General features: G+C 72.3%; 13 protein-coding genes. 11 read left to right on the top strand and 2 right to left on the bottom strand.

Annotated features, from left to right (window positions below; all coding sequences use genetic code 11):
* The first annotated feature begins 34 nt into the window (after nucleotides 1-34).
* From FED44_RS02090 to FED44_RS02080, 3 genes are all read left to right on the top strand, one after another.
* Nucleotides 35-262, top strand: coding sequence for a hypothetical protein (locus FED44_RS02090; RefSeq protein ID WP_111700385.1), 228 nt, complete (start codon nucleotides 35-37; stop codon nucleotides 260-262).
* Between the two features lie 73 nt (nucleotides 263-335).
* Entirely contained in the window at nucleotides 336-2,549 is a 2,214-nt protein-coding gene (locus FED44_RS02085) for an ATP-binding protein (RefSeq protein WP_138459544.1), read from the top strand.
* Between the two features lie 145 nt (nucleotides 2,550-2,694).
* A complete protein-coding gene (locus tag FED44_RS02080; protein WP_111700386.1) occupies nucleotides 2,695-3,156 on the top strand; it encodes a PPOX class F420-dependent oxidoreductase in 462 nt (153 codons plus the stop codon).
* A gap of 65 nt (nucleotides 3,157-3,221) precedes the next feature.
* On the opposite strand, the gene FED44_RS02075 is transcribed toward FED44_RS02080, so the two are convergent.
* Nucleotides 3,222-3,875: a GNAT family N-acetyltransferase gene (locus FED44_RS02075; RefSeq protein WP_138459543.1), complete on the bottom strand. Its 654-nt coding sequence runs from the start codon at nucleotides 3,873-3,875 to the stop codon at nucleotides 3,222-3,224.
* 183 nt (nucleotides 3,876-4,058) lie between these two features.
* Here FED44_RS02075 and FED44_RS02070 point away from each other — a divergent pair, with 183 nt between their 5' ends.
* From FED44_RS02070 to FED44_RS02040, 7 genes are all read left to right on the top strand, one after another.
* Complete coding sequence (locus FED44_RS02070; RefSeq protein ID WP_222867863.1) at nucleotides 4,059-5,657, top strand: class I adenylate-forming enzyme family protein; 1,599 nt, start codon at nucleotides 4,059-4,061, stop codon at nucleotides 5,655-5,657.
* Between the two features lie 65 nt (nucleotides 5,658-5,722).
* The gene (locus FED44_RS02065) at nucleotides 5,723-7,291 is read left to right on the top strand and encodes an NAD(P)-binding domain-containing protein (RefSeq protein ID WP_138459542.1); all 1,569 of its coding nucleotides are present in this window, start codon (nucleotides 5,723-5,725) and stop codon (nucleotides 7,289-7,291) included.
* Nucleotides 7,288-8,334: an alpha-hydroxy acid oxidase gene (locus tag FED44_RS02060; RefSeq protein WP_208758792.1), complete on the top strand. Its 1,047-nt coding sequence runs from the start codon at nucleotides 7,288-7,290 to the stop codon at nucleotides 8,332-8,334. Before FED44_RS02065 ends, FED44_RS02060 begins: the two co-directional genes overlap by 4 nt.
* A complete protein-coding gene (locus FED44_RS02055; protein WP_208758791.1) occupies nucleotides 8,328-9,716 on the top strand; it encodes a cytochrome P450 in 1,389 nt (462 codons plus the stop codon). The genes FED44_RS02060 and FED44_RS02055 overlap by 7 nt, the downstream gene beginning before the upstream one ends.
* A 15-nt stretch (nucleotides 9,717-9,731) precedes the next feature.
* A complete protein-coding gene (locus FED44_RS02050; RefSeq protein WP_111700389.1) occupies nucleotides 9,732-11,063 on the top strand; it encodes a cation:proton antiporter in 1,332 nt (443 codons plus the stop codon).
* Between the two features lie 142 nt (nucleotides 11,064-11,205).
* Nucleotides 11,206-11,895, top strand: a complete 690-nt coding sequence (locus FED44_RS02045) for a response regulator transcription factor (RefSeq protein ID WP_208758790.1) — start codon at nucleotides 11,206-11,208, stop codon at nucleotides 11,893-11,895.
* Nucleotides 11,892-13,193, top strand: coding sequence for a sensor histidine kinase (locus tag FED44_RS02040; RefSeq protein ID WP_208758789.1), 1,302 nt, complete (start codon nucleotides 11,892-11,894; stop codon nucleotides 13,191-13,193). Before FED44_RS02045 ends, FED44_RS02040 begins: the two co-directional genes overlap by 4 nt.
* A gap of 1 nt (nucleotide 13,194) precedes the next feature.
* On the opposite strand, the gene FED44_RS02035 is transcribed toward FED44_RS02040, so the two are convergent.
* The gene (locus FED44_RS02035) at nucleotides 13,195-14,589 is read right to left on the bottom strand and encodes a cytochrome P450 (protein ID WP_138459541.1); all 1,395 of its coding nucleotides are present in this window, start codon (nucleotides 14,587-14,589) and stop codon (nucleotides 13,195-13,197) included.
* A gap of 402 nt (nucleotides 14,590-14,991) precedes the next feature.
* Here FED44_RS02035 and FED44_RS02030 point away from each other — a divergent pair, with 402 nt between their 5' ends.
* On the top strand, nucleotides 14,992-18,978 hold the full coding sequence (locus tag FED44_RS02030; protein WP_138459540.1) for a metallophosphoesterase: 3,987 nt from the start codon (nucleotides 14,992-14,994) through the stop codon (nucleotides 18,976-18,978).
* Nucleotides 18,979-18,984: the final 6 nt, after the last annotated feature.

The raw sequence follows: 18,984 nt of genomic DNA, 5'->3' as shown, positions 1-18,984 counted from the left end.
ACGAGCGCGAGTGACGGAAGCGGGACGGTGTGGCATGGGTGATCCGGAGCTCAAGAAGGAGCTTGAGGAGCTGGACGCGCAGATCGAGCGCATGCGCCGGGACAGCGCGCAGATGCGCGAGGAGATCGGGCAGAGCTGGGACGCGCCCACCGACATGGCGGAGCGGGCCACCCTGCTGACCAACGTCGAACAGCAGGAGGCGCTGATCGACGATCTGCAGGTCAGGCGCGAGCAGATCCTGCGGCGGATGGGCTCCGCCTGAGCGACGGCCGCGCCGGCGAAAGTACGCTGGTAGAGGCCACTGGCGTACGGACGACGGGGGCGGCATGGGCGTCATGACCGCTGGGGGACCGGGAGGCACGGGCTTCGTCGGGCGCGGGCCCGAGCTGGCCGGGATCGGGCGTCTGCTGGGGACCGCGGGCGTGGTCACCGTGGTGGGCGTGGGCGGCGTCGGCAAGACCCGCCTCGCCCTGCGGGCGGCCGAGAAGGCGCGCGGGAGCTTCCCCGGCGGCGTCCGGGTGGCCGAGCTCGCCGCCCTGGAGGACCCCGCGCTGCTGGTGCACGCCGTGGGCGATGCCCTGCCGGTCGCGGGCCACTCGGCCGGGCCGCCCCTGGAGGCGCTGATCGACCGGTTGCGCGGCGGCCCGGCCCTGGTCGTGCTGGACGGCTGCGAGCACCTTCTCCCCGGGTGCGCGCCGTTCGTGGACACGCTGATCCGCGCGCTTCCCGAGCTTCGGGTCCTGGTCACCGGCCGGCGGCCGCTCGGTCTTCCGGGCGAGCGGGTGGTCGAGCTCGCGCCGCTTCCGGAGCCGGACGCCGTGCGACTGTTCGCGGATCGCGCCGCCGCCGTCGTGCCGGGGTTCGGGACGGCAGGGTTCCAGATGGCCGGGTGCAAGGTGGCGGAGATCTGCCGCCGCCTCGGCGGGCTGCCGCTCGCGATCGAGATGGCCGCCGTACGGCTGCGCGACCTGTCGGTGCGGCAGGTGCTGGAGGGGCTGGACGCCAGGTCGCGGCATCGGTGTGCGCTGCGGGTGCTGTTCGAGTGGAGCCACGACCTGTGCACGCCCGGCGAACGGCTGCTGTGGCGGCGGGTCTCCGTCTTCGGCGGCGGTGTGGACCTGGAGGCGGCCGAGCACGTGTGCGCCGGGGACGGCGTCGCCCGGGAGCACGTGCCCGCGCTGGTCGCCGGTCTGGCCGACGCGGCGGTCCTGCTCCGGCGGGAGCGCGACGGCGTGGTCCGCTACCACCTCCACGACACGGTCCGGGCGTTCGGCCGTGCGTTGCTGGCCGAGTCCGGCGAGGAGGCGGCGCTGCGCCGGCGGCACCGCGACTACTACCGGAAGATCACCTCGCGGGCCTGGGCGGAGCCGTCCGGAGCCGCGCAGCGGTCCTGGACCGGGCGCCTCCAGCGCGAGCACGCCGACCTGCGCAGGGCGCTGGACTGGTCGCTGCGCGAGCCGGGAGAGGCCGGGACGGCCCTGACGATGATCGCGGAGCTGCTGTACCACTGGAGCGGTCGCCACCTGTCGGAGGGGGCGGGCTGGTTCGGCCGGGGCCTGGCCGCCCAGACGGATCCGGGTGAGGTGCGCGCCCACGGCCTGTGGGCGGGGGCCTGGGTCTCCCTGCTCGGCGGAGACCACGCCACCGCGGCCGTACGGCTGGCGGAGGCCGGGGCGATCGCCGCGCGGCTCGGCCTGCGGGAGATCCGCGGCCACGTCGCGTTCCTCACCGGCATGACCGCCGTCCGCGGGGGTGACCTGCGCACCGGCATGCGGTGGTACGAGGAGGCCGCGCGGGCCCACCGCGCCGTCGGCGACCCCGTCGGTCTCGCGCTCGCCCTCAGCCGGCTCGCCCTGGCGAACGCGTCCCTCGGCCGTCCGGAGGCCCGCGGCCTCGCCGAGGAGTGCGTGGCCCTGTGCGACCTGTACGGCGAGGGCCGGCACCGGGCGTACGCGCTGCTCGCGCTGTCGATCTCCGCCTGGCTCCGTGGGGACGCGCGGGCGGCCGTGGAACACGGCGACGAGAGCCTGCGGCACAGCGCCCTGCTGGACGACCGGCTCGGCCTGGGCGTGAACCTGGAGGCCCATGCCTGGTTCGCGGCGGGAGCGCGCGACCACGAGCGGGCGGCCCGGCTGCTGGGCGCCGCCGATGCCGTCCGGGCGGCCGCCGGGTCGCGGATGGGGGAGTTCGGTTACCTGAGCCGATTCCACGACGCGTGCGTGGCGGCGACCCGTACGGAACTCGGCGAGGCCGCCTTCCGGGCCGCGCTCGCCCGGGGCGCGGCCATGCCGGCGGACGAGGCGGTCGCGTACGCCCTGGCGGACAGGCCGCCCGCCGCCCACGCTCCCGGGAAGATCGCGCCGTTGACCCGCCGGGAGACCGAGATCGCGCGGTTGGTGGCCGAAGGGCTGAGCAACAAGGACATCGCGGGCCGGCTGGTCATCTCGCAGCGCACCGCCGAGGGCCACATCGAGCACATCCTCGAAAAGCTGGGGTTCCGGTCCCGGGTCCAGGTCGCGGCCTGGGTGAACAGGAGGCCGGCCGTCTGAGGTCGGCTGGAGAGAGGCCGCGTGCGATCGCGCGGGCCGGCGACTCCGGGTCCGGCAGGCGGTGACCCGCGTGCCGCGCCTCGACGCGGCGAGCCCGGCCCGGGCAGGGCACGTCGCGGCGGGGGCCGGTTACTAGAGTTGCGTCATGAGTCCCAGGATCGCGACCGCCGAGACCGTCTCCCGTGAGCAACTGCTCGACTTCGTCCGTGACCGCCACAAGGCCATCCTGATCACGACGAGAAGCGGCGGCGGGCCGCAGGCGTCCCCGGTGTCCTGCGGCGTCGACCCCGAGGGGCGCATCGTCGTGTCGACGTACCCCGAGCGGGCCAAGGCCCGCAACGCCCGCCGCGACCCCCGCGTCAGCGTGGTCGTGCTGTCGGACGACTTCGACGGACCGTGGGTGCAGGTGGACGGCGCCGCCGAGGTGCTCGACCTGCCCGACGCCCTTGAGCCGCTGGTGGAGTACTACCGCTCGATCTCGGGCGAGCACCCCGACTGGGAGGAGTACCGCGCGGCGATGATCCGGCAGGGCAAGTCGCTGCTGCGGGTCACCCCGATCTCCTGGGGTCCGGTGGCCACCGGCGGGTTCCCGCCGCGCCTGGCCTGACGCGGAGGAGACGCCACTCGTCCGAAGGGCTCGCCCCGCACGCACAAGCGCACGGGGCGGTGCGGCTAGGCGTGCGGGGGGCGGCCTTCGGCGAGTCCGAACAGGGGCAGGCAGGGTTCGAGACCGTGGATCGCGAACCCGTCCGGGGCCGTCCAGTCCTCGCGGGCCAGCCGCACCCGCTGCTGCCGAGCCGTCTCGTCCCGGCGCCGGCACACCTCGATGCCGTCATCCCGGTAGCCGAGCCTGCGCGACACGGCGAGCGACCGTGGGTTGTCGGTGAAGGCGGACGACACCGCGTAGCGGGCCCCGAGCCCGGCGAACGCGAGATGCAGGACGGCGGCGCGCATCTCGGTGCCGATGCCCCTGCCCTGGAAGCGCAGGCCCAGCCAGGAACCGGTGGAGATCTCCCGGGTGTACGCGAAGTCGCGGCCGGCCATCTCCTGCGTGCCGACGATCCGGCCCTCCCAGGCGACGACGAAGGAGCAGTGCCAATCGTCGGGGGACCAGGTGCCCCACTGCCGGAAATGCATCTGGACCGTCGAGCGGGCGCGCTCGAGCGGCGGGGCGTCCGTCCACGGCACCCCGAACGGCATCCCCCCGGGCTCGTGGACACCCTCCGCCGCGCGGTCGGCGAGCGCGTCGAGGTCGTCCAGGGTGGGCAGCCGTAGCTCCAGCCGGGGGGTCGTCACCCTGAGTGCGAAGAGCGGCCAGTGTCGCATGCGCCGATCGTGGCAAGACCGGGTGCCTCGCCGCACCCCGATTTCCGGGAACGGCCCCGGCTCTGATGCGGTTCTGATGTGCGCCTCCTACCGTCGGCGGGTGCCGGTGGCACACCGGCACCCGCGCCGCGGCCGACGGCGTCGTCGCCGCGGTCCGGCGCCCGCGAGACGAAGGAGCTGGACGTGCACGATCCCGCCGCGCCCTCCGCGCCCTCCGAATTTTCCCTGCCCGCCGTGCCCGCCGAGGCAGATGCCGTGGCGTTTCCGCAGGTGCTCCTGGACGCGCTGCGGAGCGCGCCCGGCAGCCCGGCCTTCGAACAGGGGGGCAGGGCCGTCTCCAGGGGCGAGCTGCTGGGCCTGATCGGGCACCTGGCCGTGGCGATGCGGGAGGCCGGTCTCGGGCCCGGCCGGGGCGTCGCCGTACGGACGGGGGTCACGCCGGAGGCGTTCGCCGCCCAGATCGCCGCGCACGTGCTGGGCTGCCGCGTCGTCAGCGTGAAGCCCGGATACACGCCCCGTCAGCTCGCGCACGTCCTCGGGACGGGAGTCGACGCGGTGGTCGTCGACCCGGCGACCGCGACCCCGGAGGTGCTCGACGCCGCCGGGCCGGCGACGGTGCTGTCACTCGGTCCCGTCGAGGGCGTGCCCGCCGCCGTAGACATCCTCACCGCGGCCGGAACGGGCGGCGGTCCGATGCCCGAGGTCACGGCGCGTCCGGACGACGTGGCCCTGCTGACCTTCACCAGCGGCAGCACCGGAGAGCCGAAGGGCTGCGTGCTCACCTACCGCGCTCTCGCCGCGCACTGGTCCTGGCCGCGCGTCTGGTCGTCGGTCGAGCCCGGCTTCACCGACCGGTTCGGGCGGCACCTGCTGTTCGGCACCCTGGCCAGCCTGGTGATGCTGGAGTTCCTGGGGCCGTGCCTGCTCGGCGGCGGCACCGTGGTCATCCCGGAGGACGACGGCCGGCCGCTGTTCCCGTACGCTGTCGAGCGCCACCGCATCACCAGCGCCATCGTGACCGCGCCCCGGCTGTGCCAGATGCTCGATGTGCTCCGCGAGGAGCGGGTCGACGTCGGCAGCCTGCGCATGCTGATGGTCTCCGGGTCGCCCATCAGCCCCCACCGGATGCGTGAGGCGGCGGACCGGCTCGGCCCCGTCGTCTACCAGGCGTACGGCGCGACCGAGGCCGGGATGATCACCATCCTCAACCCCGGCGACCTCACCCGCGCGCCGGCCTCCGTCGGCCGTGCCCACCCCAGCGTGGAGATCAGCGTGCGCGACGAGGAGGGCCGCCCGGTCGGGACGGGACACGCCGGTGAGGTCCACGTGCGCAGCCCCTTCCTGATGACGGGCTACTGGGGACAGCCGGAGGAGACCCGCGACGTGCTGCGGGACGGCTGGCTGCGCACCCGCGACCTCGGCCGCCTCGACGACGCGGGCCTGCTCTACCTGGCCGGCCGGACCAGGGACGTCGTCATCGTCAACGCGATCGTCGTCTACGCCGGTCCCATCGAGCGGGTGCTGGCCGGGCACCCGGACGTGGCCGAGGCGTACGTGACCGGCGCGCCGGACGAGCGGACGGGGGAGGCCATTCACGCGTTCGTCGTCCCCGTGCCCGGCCGCACGCCGGACTCCGCGGTCCTGGCCGACCTGGTCCGCGCCGAGCTCGGCGCGGACAGCGTGCCCCGGACGATCACGACCGTGCCCGGAGTGCCGGTCGCGGTGAGCGGCAAACCAGACAAGCGCGCCCTGCTGGAACGGCACCCGCCGTCCGCGCTCTGAGAGTTTTCTGAGAATCACCCGCCAACACTGGTGAAACTTCAACCACCCCAGCGAGGGAGGCGGCAGTGCCGGAAAAGATCCTTGACTACCTGGTGATCGGCGCCGGACCGGCGGGCCTGCAGATGGGCCACTTCCTGCACCGGGCGGGGCGGAGCTACCGGATCCTGGAGGCGACGCCCGCGCCGGGCGCGTTCTTCCGGACCTTTCCCCGCCACCGGACGCTCATCTCCATCAACAAGAAGTACACCGGTTGGGACGACCCGGAGCTCAACCTCCGGATGGACTGGAACTCGCTGCTGTCCGACGACCCCCGGCTCCTGTTCACCCAGTACAGCGACCGCTACTTCCCCGACGCCGACGACATGGTCCGCTACCTGGAGGACTTCGCCGCCACCCAGGAGCCGAACATCACGTACGACGCGCGGGTCGCCGAGGTCGCGCGCCCCGACGCCGACGGCCCGTTCAGGGTGACCGACGAGCGCGGCCGGACGTTCACGGCCCGGCGGGTGATCGTCGCGACGGGGGTCACGCAGCCCAACGTCCCGCCGATCCCCGGCATCGAGACCGCCGAGCAGTACGGCGCCGTCTCCGTCGACCCCGCCGACTTCACGAACAAGCGGGTGCTGATCATCGGCAAGGCCAACTCGGCCTTCGAGACCGCCGACAACCTCATCGAGACCGCCGCGGTCATCCACGTGGCCGGGCCGCACTCGGTCAAGCTGGCCTGGAAGACCCACTTCGTCGGGCACCTGCGGGCGTACAACAACAACTTCCTCGACACCTACCAGCTCAAGTTGCAGAACGCCGTGCTGGACGGCGACATCCGGCGCATCGAGCGCCGGGCCGACGGCTCCTACCTGGTGACCGTGGCCTTCGTCCGGGCCGACGAGGTCACCAAGGACATCCCGTACGACCGGGTGATCGTCTGCACCGGATTCCGGTTCGACTCCTCGATCTTCGCGCCCGAATGCCGTCCCGAGCTGGCGATCAAGGACAGGTTCCCGGCGCTGACCCCGGCGTACGAGTCGGTCAACGTGCCCGATCTCCACTTCGCCGGGACCATCACCCAGTCGCGCGACTTCAAGCGGGGGACCAGCGGGTTCATCCACGGGTTCCGGTACGGCGTACGCGCCCTGCACCGAGCCCTGGAGGCGCGGTACCACGGCGTCGAGTGGCCGGGCCGCGACCTGTCCGGCGACCCCGGCGCGCTCGCGGCGGCCGTGCTCGAACGGGTCAACCGCAGCTCGGCGCTGTGGCAGCAGTTCGGGGTGCTGGCCGACGTCATCGTCCCCGACGGCCGCGGCGGCGCGCGTTATCTGGAGGAGGTGCCGCTCGACCTGCAGGGCCCGCCGGTCGGCGACCAGGGCCACTTCGCCGTCACACTGGAGTACGGCCCCGGCCACGACCAGGTCGATCCCTTCGACATCTCGGTGGGGCGGATCACCCAGAGCGACGCGGAGCGCGCGCACGAGGGCCACTACCTCCACCCCGTGGTGCGTCGCTTCCGGAACGGCGTGGTGGAGGCCGTCCACCACGTCACCGAGAACCTGGAGAACGACTGGACGTCCGAGCAGGTGCATCTCAACCCATTGCGGGACTTCTTCCAGCACCACAGCCTTCCGGTCTCGGTGTGACGACCGTGCTGCCGACCATCGGGGAGTACGAGGCGGCGGCCCGCGACCGCCTCGCCCCCGCCCACTACGACTACTTCGCGGGCGGGGCCGGCGAGGAGATCACCCTGCGGGCCAACGAGACGGCGTTCGCCCGGCTCGCGCTGCTGCCGCGCGTGCTGCGCGGCGCGGGGAGCCCCCGGACCGGGATCACCCTGCTCGGCAGCTCCCTGGCGATGCCCGTGCTGGTGGCGCCGACGGCGTTCCACCGGCTGGCCGACCCCGAGGGCGAGCGGGCCACGGCCCGCGCGGCGGCCACCGCGGGCACCGTCATGATCGTGAGCATGGCCTCGACCATGGCCGTCGAGGACGTCGCGTCCGCCGCGTCGGGCGTCACCCTGTGGTTCCAGCTCTACCTCCAGCCGGACATGGACTTCACCGAGGCCATCGTCCGGCGGGCCGAGGCGGCCGGCTGCGCGGCTTTGGTGGTCACCGTCGACTCCCCCGCCCGGGGGCGGCGGGACCGGGACGCCCGCAACGGCTTCGACGACCTGCCCGACGGCATGTGCTGCGAGAACCTGCGCGACGGCGACCGGGTGCGGCCCATCGTCATGTCGCCGGAGGTCGGCTGGGAGCACGTCGACCGGCTGCGGCGGATGACGCGGCTGCCGATCGTGCTCAAGGGCGTCACCCATCCCGCCGACGCGTGCCTCGCCCTGGACCACGGCGTGTCGGCGTTGTACGTGTCGAACCACGGCGGACGGCAGCTCGACACCGTCCCGGCGGCAGTCGACCTGCTGCCGGCGATCACCGCCGCCGTCGGCGGCGCCGTACCCGTGCTGGTGGACGGCGGGATCCGGCGCGGCACCGACGTGGTGAAGGCGCTGGCGCTGGGCGCGTCCGCCGTCGCGGTGGGCCGTCCGGTGATATGGGGCCTCGCGGCGGACGGCGAGCGCGGCGCGGCCCGCGTGCTCGGGCTGCTCCGCGACGAGATCGAGCACGCGCTCGCCCTGTGCGGCGTCGCCTCCGTACGGGACCTCGGGCCCGACCTGGTGCGGCCGTGCTGAGCGGGATGTGGGCGACGGCGGGATGGGTGGCCGCGGCCCTCGTCGTGGTCAGCCTGCCCCGGTGGCTCCCCGGGCGGGTAGTCGCGCTGCGCGGGTGGGTCTTCACCCGGATCAACGGCGACGAGAGCATCCCGGTCCCCGGAGATCTCGTCGGCGTCGATCGGTTCAGGGAGGTCTACTCCCATCCGGCGGCCTCCGGCCGCAGCAGGGGCGCCGCCCTGTCGGACCTGTTCTGGTACTGGCTGTCGCCGGGACCCGAGATGCACCAGGAGCACCTGGAGGAGGGAGAGCGCTACGACGCCGTCGCCCTGGCCACCCGCCGGATCCTGTCCGTGCCGCGGGCGCGGGCGGAGGAGCTCACCCGCCGCTGCGTGACTCGTGCGCTGCGGGACGGGCAGGGCCGGGACAGGCGCGGCGTGGTCCGGCTGCGTGACCTGACGATGCCGGCGTGGGCCGAGTTCTCCTACGAGCTCGTCTTCGGCGAGGAGTGCCCGCCGTACGCCCGCGACCTGATCGTCGGCAACGCGGACGACGTCGTGACCTCTCTGAAGTGCTGCGGCCTGCGGCACATGGACCGGCGCGACCGGCTGACCTCGTATCTCGTCGAGTCGCTGCCCAGGCTGAGGGAGGACGTGAGGCGGGAACTCCCGCCCGGCCTGACGGACCGGGAGCGGGCGCTCTACCTCCAGGGCGCCTTCTTCAACACCGCCGTGGTGCAGATGTCGGAGGCCACGGCACACGTGCTGATGGCCCTCGCGCAGCATCCGGAGGTCCAGGACAGGGCGCGTGGCGGCGACGACCGCTACCTCGACCAGGTGATCTCGGAGACCCTGCGGCTCTACCCGCTCTTCGGCATCGCGCACCGCATAACCACCGGTGAGATCCCCCTCGGGGAGGGGGCGGCGATACCGGCCGGCTCGGTGCTGTGCTTCGACTACCCCTCCTTCCACCGCGCCGGGTTCCCCGACCCGGAGCGTTTCGATCCCGGGCGCTTCGCCCCCGGGCACACCCCGGTCCGGGAGCTCAACCACATCCCGTTCGGCATGCCGGCGAACCGTCCCTGCCCGGCCTGGCGGCTCGCCCCCCTGATGATGCGGGTCGCGGTGCGGGAGATCCTCGGGGCGTACCGGCTCGACTCCACCGCCGCCCACACCCGGTCCCTGCCCAACCGGGGACCCTGCCTGCTCACCCCCCTGGGGGCCCCGCGCGGGCCCGGACACCGCATGACGCTGCTGTTCATGCGGTTCAGGGACGACTGGGAGAACCTCTGGCGCAGCCTCGTGCAGCTCGTCCTCGGCACGTACATGGTCTGGGACGCGCGCAGGCTGCGACTGTGCGAGCGCCACTTCGCCGATCTCTCCGGCGACGCCATCCGTTCATGAGCTGAGGAGCGTGTCATGCTCGTTCCGGCCCTTCCCCTGGCGGCCGCACCCGCCACCGACCCCAACCTCGCACTCGCTCTCAAGGTGCTGCCGGCCCTGGCCGTCATCCTGCTGGCCGCGGCGGTGTGCGGCCGGCTGGCCACCATGGTCATGCAGCCGCGCGTCGTCGGCGAGATGGTCGCCGGCGTCCTGCTCGGGCCGACGCTGTTCGGCGCGCTGTTCCCCGACGCCCAGGCGGCGTTGTTCTCCGCCGACGTCAGGCCGATCCTGTACGTGCTCAGCACCATCGGCCTGACGTTGTACATGTTCCTCGTCGGAGCCGGGATCGACCACGACGCCCGGGCGCCGGGCGAGCTGCGCAAGGCGAGCGCGCTGGCGGCGTCGGGAATCGGCTCCCCGATGGTCCTCGGCCTCGGTGCCGGGCTCCTCCTGTGGGACCGGCTCTCCCGCCCCGACGTCGGGCGGTGGGAGTTCGCCCTGTTCCTCGGGGGAGCGCTGTCGCTCACCGCGTTCCCCATGCTCGCGCGGATCCTGTACGAGCGCGGGCTGCAGAACACGCGTGTCGGCCGTCTCACCCTGCTGGCCGCCTCCATCGACGACGCCGTGGCGTGGTGCCTGCTCGCGGCGCTGTCGGCGGTGCATCTGGGCGGCGGCCCGTCCGACACGCTGCGCACGATCGGCCTGACGGCGGCGTTCGCGGCGGTGATGCTCGGGGTGGTCGCCCGGCTGCTGCGCCCCCTGGGCCGCCAGGTCGCCCGCACCGGGCGGTTCGGCGCCGGCGCCGTCTACGTGGTCGTCCTGGTGCCGCTCACCGCCGGGTACATCACCGACGCGATCGGCGTCTACTCGGTGTTCGGCGGCTTCATCGCCGGGCTGGCCATGCCGCGCGAGCCGGCGTTCCGCGCCGCCCTGCACGGCCGGATGATGGACGTCGTCTCGACCCTGCTGCTCCCCGTCTTCTTCGCCTTCTCGGGGCTGAACACCCATCTCGCGGGCATCGCCGGAGGCCCCGCGCTCCTGGCGTTCGCGGTGATCCTGGCCGCGGCCTTCTGCGGGAAGTACTTCGGCTGCTCCCTCGCGACGAGAGGGCTGGGCTTCGGCTGGCGCGAGTCCTGGGCCGTGGGCGCGATGATGAACGCCCGCGGGCTGATGATCCTCATCTTCATCAACATCGGCCTGGCCCAGGGCATGATCACGCAGGAGCTCTTCGCGATGCTCGTCCTCGTGGCCGTGCTCACCACGGCGAGCGCCCTGCCGCTGTACAAACTGGCGCTTCCGGAGCGCATCGAGCGGGCGGAGGCGGCGGAGGCGGAGAGCCTGGCCGGGCGCGAACGGGCGGCCGCCTGAGAAAACGGTTTCAGCTACTTTCACGTTCCGCTCGGGAGGCGGCCAGGGAAAACGCGAAGAAATCGCAGAAGGGCGGGGGGCGGGAGCCGGAGCGACGTCCCAAAGTCTGGATATTTCGCGATATTGGTGCCACGGTATTCCAGTGGCACGGATATCGGGGACATCCGAACCGCGCTCCCGTCGCCTGCTGCTCGTGGAGGACGACCGCGAGCTGGGAGACATGCTGGCCGACGTGTTCGGCGACCAGGGATACACGGTCGACCTGGCACTGGAGGGGCAGCGGGGCCTGCATCTGGGACTGAGCCGCGGCTACGACGTGATGATCATCGATCGCGGGCTCCCCGTGGTCGACGGGCTCGATCTGCTGAGGCGGCTGCGCCGCCAGGCGGTCACCGTGCCGGTGCTGATGCTCACCGGCTTCGGCGCCGTCGCCGACCGGGTGACCGGGCTCGACGCCGGCGCCGAGGACTACCTGGTCAAGCCGTTCGAGATCGACGAACTGCTGGCCAGGGTCCGCGCCCTGCACCGCAGGAACCTCGACCAGGCGACGCTGCTGCCGCTCGGCGCCGGCTGGCTCGACTCCGGGTCCTGCACCGTACGGCTGCCGTCCGGCGAACAGGTGACGCTGTCCGGCCGGGAGTACTGGCTGCTCCACGCGCTGGCGGCCCGCCCCCGGCAGGTGCACACGCGCTCCTCGCTGCGGCAGCGGGTCTTCGACGGCGCCAGCACCGAGTCGATCGTGGACACCTACGTCTACTACCTGCGCAACAAGCTGGGCCCGGGCGTCGTACGCACCGTGCGCGGCGTCGGATACCGCCTGGGCGAGCTGTGACGCCCCGGCGGCCCTTCGACCCGGAGCGGCGCCTGCTGATCCGGGCCCGCCGCCGGATCACCCTGCAGATCGCGGGCGTGTTCTGCCTGGTGACGGCGGTGATGGGCGCGGTGGTCTACTGGGCCGTGGCGCACGGGCAGGACGTCGGCGCCCGGCGGGACCTCGCCGTCGCGGCGCAGGCGGCCCCGCTCGCCCAGCCCCCGCCCTGCGTCTGGCTGTTCGAACTGCGCGGCGGCACCATGCGGAGCTCCCCCGGGGCGCCGTCGATCCTGCCGATCCGCGCGACGCTGGACGCGGTCGCCGCCGACGGGAGGACGCGGACCGGCCTCGTGCGCCTCGCCGGGCGTGACCTGCTGGTCCACACCCAGCTCCGCGGCGACGTGCCGGTGCAGGCGGTGCAGGACCTGCGTTACCAGACCGCCGAGCGGCAGCGGCTGCTGCGGGTCCTCGGCGCCGCCGAGGTCGCGTCCCTGCTGGCGGCGCTGCTGATCGGCCAGGTGCTCGCCCGCCGGGCGATCGCGCCGCTGGGCGACGCCCTCGACCGGCAGCGCCGGTTCACCGCCGACGTCAGCCACGAGCTGCGCAGTCCGCTGGCCCGCCTGCACGTCCGCGCCCAGCTCGCCGCGCGGCGCCTGGGCCGGGAACCCGATCCCGGCCTCGTCGCGGGCGACCTCGACCGGCTGGTCACGGGCATCGGTCAGCTCGGCGAGGTGATCGAGGACCTGCTGCTGTCGAGCCAGCTCAGGCAGCACCGGCCGTCCGGGCCGGTCGACCTGGCCGCGCTGGCCGAGGAGTCGGCCGGGGCCGAGGCGGCCCGCGCAGGGCAGCGCGGGGTGACGATCGACGTGCGGCGGGGGCCGGGCGACCACGTCGTGCGCGGAGCGCAGTCCGCGCTCCGCCGGGTGATCTCCGCGCTCCTGGACAACGCGCTCCGGCACACCTCCTCGGGCGGGCACATCTGGGTGACGATCTGTTCGGGGCCCGATCTGGTCCAGCTCAGCGTGCGGGACGACGGGGTGGGCCTGGATCCGCGCGACGGCGAGCGGTTGTTCGCCCGGCACGCCGGCGCGCCTCACAGCGGAGGCCTCGGCATCGGCCTGGCTCTCGTGAGCGAGGTGGTGGACGCGCACGGCGGCACGATGACGGTGGACGGACTGCCGGGAGCCGGGGCCACCTTCACCATCAGCCTGCCCCGTACGGCGCCGGAACCGGTGCCGCGCGAGCCCCGGCTCCTGCTGCCGCAACAGGCGCGGAGCGCGACCTCCCTGCCCGCCGGGGACGGCCCCGCGGGCCGGTGACTCACTGGCCGCGGCGCAGCTTCCGGAGGAACGTCCAGAAGCCGGAACGGGAGGACGGCCGCCATTCGCCGGCGTTCGTCTCCTCCGGCGGCGGCTCCTGGGCGGCGGTCGCCGGACCGGGACGGGACACGGGCACGGCGTTGGGGTTGACCTCGAACCGCACGTGCAGGGAGCGCAGCGCGCGGATGAACGGGGAGGGCCGCCAGGGCAGCTGATTAAGCGGGGTCGCCGGCGTGAGCACCGAGAACCGGTCGAGCAGCCGGCGTACGGCGATCGTGCACATCTGGGTGGCGAGCCGCTGGCTTGGGCATCTGTGCGGGCCGGCGCCCCAGGCGAGATGGGCCCGGGTGCTGCGTACCGTGTTCCGGTTCAGGGCGGAGGCGAACAGGGGATCGGCGTGCGCGCCCGAGATGGACAGCATGACCGGGTCTCCGGCGGCGATCGTGAACCGCCCGAGCTTCACGCTCGCCCTGGCGTAGCGGAAGGTCAGGTTGGCCAGCGCCGGGTTGAGCAGGGCGACGCGGTTGACCAGCTCCTCGATCTGCCCGGACGACACCGACGTCCGCAGGTCCGGGTTGCCGACGGCCTCGAGAAGGACGTTGCAGATCAGGCTGCCGGTGAAGTCGAGGAAGCCGGACAGCATGAACAGCTCGCGAGCCACCTCCTCGGGGGTGAGCGCGGGATCGGCCGCGAACATGGCGGAGGGCAGGTCGTGGCCGGGCTGGTGACGTTTGAGCGTCGCCAGTTCCAGGAGGGCGGCGTTCAGGCGCTGGTAGGCGCCGGCGGCGTCGGGGCCGTCCAGCAGACGCCACTGATCCATGACCATTTCCTCGCCGGCTTCGATGGTGACGCCGAGGAGGTGGTTGGCGACCAGGAGGGGCAGCGGCCGCCCGTACTGCGCCGCCAGGTCCGCCCAGCCGGTGGGCATGCCTTCCGTCATCACGCCGATGAGGTCGTCGCAGTGCCTCATGATGGCGCGTTCCAACTTCTGGGTGTGCTCCCCGCCGGGCTCCTGGAACTCCAGCAGACCCGCGATCCACGCGCCCCGGAGACGGCGGTGCCGGTCTCCGTCGTGGAAGCCCGAGTTGTCGGCGGACAGGAGGGGAATCAGCGGCCAGTCGGCGGGAATCCGGCCCTCGGCGAACGCCCGCCAGTTGCCGACGTGCTTACTCCAGAGCTCGTCCGGGTTCTGCATGATGTAGCGCACTTCGTCGTACCCGAAGGCGAACCACACCGGCACTCCGTGCAGCTCGATCGGCGCCACCGGGCCGTACGCGGCGCGCAGGCGTTCGTGCACATGTGCCGGGTTCGTTTCGTACTCCCTGGTCAGCAGGGATTCGAGGGGTAATGACGACAGGTCTTCCGCGGTCGGCGCCGGCCATATGTCGGGGGTCAAGGAACAGCCCGCCTTTCCAGTCGCCCGGACGGCGCCGATGCGCGCGACGCCCGGGTATGGGCGGCGATCTTAGAGCGCCCGGTCCCGTCTGTCAGCGGCCCGGAGCCCCCGCGCGCGGCACTGTTCCTATGTCGTGATCGAGCCCGGCCGGCGTACGGAGAGCGACCGCGGCGTCACGAGTGCATGCCCGAAATTTCACGTAGTGGTCGCCATTTGTGAGATTACGGGCGATGTGACGCACTTGTTCCCGATTCGTGACATGTGCACAGAATGAGGCGATAGTTCGTCTTCACTTCAGTCCCTTCACGCACTTCGTTCACTCGCGAAAACCACTGTGACCGCTCGAAGACCACGCCGTTTTTTATCGGCGTCTTATCGAACGTGATGGAAGGACTGCACCAGATGCAGCCAGTGGCAGCGAGAAAGCTGCTGGGAGGCGTGCGGCGGCGAGGGCGTCTCGCCGTGGCCGCCGTGATCGCCACGGTCGCGACGCTGCTCGCCGGCGCCGTCGTGACCACGGCGCACGCCGACCCCGACCCCGCGAAAGCGGGCAGCGGACGTCCCAGCCCGGCGCCGACCGGTTCCCCCACCCCGCCGACGCTCAGCCCCGCCGGTGGTTCGTACCTCGAAGGCCTGGTCAAGGTCGCGGCGGTCCCGGCCACGGCCGGTGACAGCGTGACCGGACTCGCCGTCGACGGCGACGCCCTGAACGCCACCCGTACGGTGGGCGTGTCCCGGCTCCGTTTCGACGTCGGCTCGAACTCGACGGAGGCGCGATACCACAACTACGTGCTCGTCAACGGCGCGTACCGGACCGACATCGGCGATCTCGTGAACGAGCGGGCGACCATCGAGATCCCGAACGAACACCTCGTCAAGGGCGAGAACACCATCGAGATCTTCGCCGGGACCGTCCAGAGCTCGTGCGGCGTCAACTACGACGACTTCGTCCTTTCCGACGTGGGCCTCGAACTGCTCGGCGAGGTCGCGGACGGAGAGGACAACCCGTACACCCTGTCCTTCGGCGACGGCAACTGCGGCTCGAACACCGCGCTGCTCAAGCAGGCCGCGCTGAAGTTCTTCGTCAAGGGCGACCCGCAGGGGACGACCGGTCTGGCGGCGGACCTGGACACCACGACCCTGGCCAACGGCGAGCACGCCATCACCGCCACGACCGCGTCCGGGGCCACCGTCAAGAACGCCGTGACCGTGAACAACGCCCCGGCCGGGGCGCCCCGGCTGCTGCCCACGGACGGCACGCTGGTGTCGGGCACCACGCCGGTGTCCGCGACCGTGCCCGCCGCGGGCGCGGGCGGCGTCTCGTCCCTCACCGTCGACGGTGCCGAACCCGCCGCCAAGGCCACGCTGGGCAACGGCGCGGCGATGTTCGGCTTCGACGTGGGCGCGGACGGGATCGAGGACAAGTACGACGACTTCCTGCTCGTCAACGGCAAGCGCGTCGACCTGGGCGGTTCCTGGGCCGGCCGGCGCGTCACCGTCGCGGTCCCGGCCCGGTTCCTGGTGCCCGGAGACAACACGATCAAGGTCGTGACCGGCGACTGGAAGGCGTCCTGCGGCACCGACCGCGACGACTTCGCCATCGCGAACCTCGACCTCGCCCTCGACGGCGCCACCGTGAAGGGTCACGACATCGAGCCGTCCTACGACATGGGCGACGGCACCTGCGGCAGCGGCCAGACCGCCCTCCGGGAGGTCGAACTGCACTACACGATCGACGCCCCGGCGGTGCACGTCGTCCAGACGCTCGGCTCGGGTGACGCGACCCTCAGCTTCACCGTGGGCACCAACTCGATCGAGGCGCGCTACCAGAACTACGTGCTCGTGAACGGGCGGAAGGTCGTGCTCGACGGCGACTTCGTGAGCCGGCGGGTCGACTTCACCTTCCCGAACGAGTACCTCGTGCCCGGCTGGAACACGATCGACTTCGTGACCGGCACCTATCCGACGTCATGCGGCAACAACCGCGACGACTTCGCGATCTCGAACATCGCCCTCACCCCGGTGCGGGGCACGGCGAGCGGCCAGATGCTCAAGAGCTCCTACAGCATGGGCGACGGCAACTGCGGCGACAACGTGAACCTGCTGACCGAGATCGATCTCGAGTTCCTCGTGGACGCGCCCGCCGCCGGTCTGCGCGCGGACCTCGACACCACCGCGATCAAGGACGGCAGGCACACGCTCGCCGCGATCTCGACCACGGGCGAGAAGGCCACCCGCACACTGGTCACCGACAACACGGCGCCCGAGGTCGCGACGAGCGTCCCCGCCGCGGGCAAGAAGATCACCGCCTCCGTCGTGCTGGACGTCACGCTGGAGGACGCCTCCGGTGTGGTGTCCGGGCCGGACGTCACGCTCGACGGCCGGCCGATCGCGCTGGGCACCCGGGTGGGTCCCGGTCTGCCGCCCGGCAGGCACACCCTCGCCGTGACCGGCGCCGACTCGCTCGGCAACACCGCCACCCGTGAGATCGCGTTCGAGTCCGCGGGCATCCCGGACGTCCCCGCCGAGCTCACCCCGGCGTCCGGGACCGCCGACGTGCCGGGCACCGTCACGCTCTCGGCGAAGGTGGCCGAGCCCGGCGGCGGCCGGGTCAGGGCGACGTTCTCCGAAGCCGACATCCTGACACCGAACCAGGCGTACCAGGGCGTCGCCGACGCCGTCCCGACAACCTTGCAGGTGCCGGGTGAGAAGAAGGTCAAGGCCGCGGGCCTGGAGCCCGCCGACGGCGTCACACTCGACGCGCCCGCCGGACGGAACCTCACCTACCAGCGGTACGACATCCAGGTGAAGGGCCACGTGGACACCCCGGTCCTGCGCTGGGAAGGCGTCATCGACCCCGAGCGCCTGGTGTCGCTGCGGGCCTGGAACACCGGGACCGGGGCGTGGGATCTGCTGACGAGCGCACGCGGCGCCGCCGAGGGCCGGACCACGCTCAGCGCCGTCGTCGGCGACGAGTACGTCGACGGCCAGCGGGTCCACGTGATGGTGACGGGTGAGGATCCGTTCGCCGACGACATCGACCCGGGCGACCCGAACGGCTTCGCCGACCCCTCCACGTACGACTTCTCGATCGTCCACTTCACCGACACGCAGTACCTGTCGGAGGGCGCGGTGGAGCAGGAGACCGCCGAGGAACGCGCGGTGTGGGAGTCCGCGTACGCCGGGATCGTCAACTGGATCAAGGGCAACAGGGACCAGCGGAAGATCTCCTACGTCGCGCACACCGGCGACATCATCGAGAACAACATCCGCAAGCCCGCCGACGAGGCCACGCAGCGGCAGGTCGCCGGCGAGCTGGAGGTGTCGTCCAAGCAGCAGAAGGTGCTGGACGACGCGGGTATCCCCAACGGCGTGATCGCCGGCAACCACGACAACCAGTCGGGCACCGAGAACGGGCCGGAGGCGATCTACAACAAGTACTACGGCCCCGGCCGCTACCAGACGGCGGCGCAGGGCTGGCAGCACGCGGAGTACGGCGGGCCGTGGAAGGAGGGCGACAACCAGAACCACTACGACCTGTTCTCCGCGGGCGGGCTGGACTTCGTCGTGGTCGGCCTGTCGTACGGCGTCACGCGGGAGGAGGCCGAGTGGGCCGACTCCGTCTTCAAGCGGTTCCCCGGCCGCAACGGCATCCTGCTCTCGCACGACTACCTCGTGCCCAGCACCAACCCCGACGGGCGCGGCGCGGGATTCTCGGCGCCCGACGGCTCGATGCTCTACAAGACCGTGGTCGAGAAGAACCCGAACGTCTTCCTCATCCTCGCCGGGCACGAGCACGGCGTGGGGACGAACGTGAAGCCGAAGGTGGGCCAGGTCGGCAACGGCGTCGTCGAGTTGCTGGCCGACTACCAGTTCTACACGGTCTCGGCCGACCGCCTCGGGCTCACGCAGGTCGGCGGGTACAACCCGGACGACCAGCTCCAGTTCGGCGCGAGCTTCTTCCGGCTGCTGCAGTTCGACGTCAAGCGGGCGGAGCTGACCGTGGACACCTACTCGCCGCTGCTGAACGACTTCGGCGCGGGTGAGTTCGACCCGCTGCGCCGTTACGACGGGCGCGAGGACAACATGGTGCTCCCGATCGACCTCACCACCCGTACGACGAGCTTCACCACCGACTCGCTGGCGATCTACAAGCCCACCCGGGTCATCGGCACGAGCACGGTCGCGTCAGGTCAGGTCGCCTCGGTGACCTGGGACCGCCTCAAGGGTGACACGGCGTACGCCTGGTTCGTCACCGCACGCTCCACCGGCGGCGGCGTGACCGCCTCCGAGCCGAGCGTCTTCGTCACGAAGGACGAGCACGGCCGCCCCGGCAAGTGGGGACCGGACTCGCCCCTCTACCACTGGTTCCAGCACAGGCAGAGCTGAGTAATC

This window comes from Microbispora triticiradicis (genome assembly GCF_005864065.1).
Lineage (GTDB): Bacteria > Actinomycetota > Actinomycetes > Streptosporangiales > Streptosporangiaceae > Microbispora > Microbispora triticiradicis.
The sequence above is the reverse complement of the archived record's forward strand: the minus strand, read 5'-3'. Positions and strand labels throughout refer to the sequence as shown.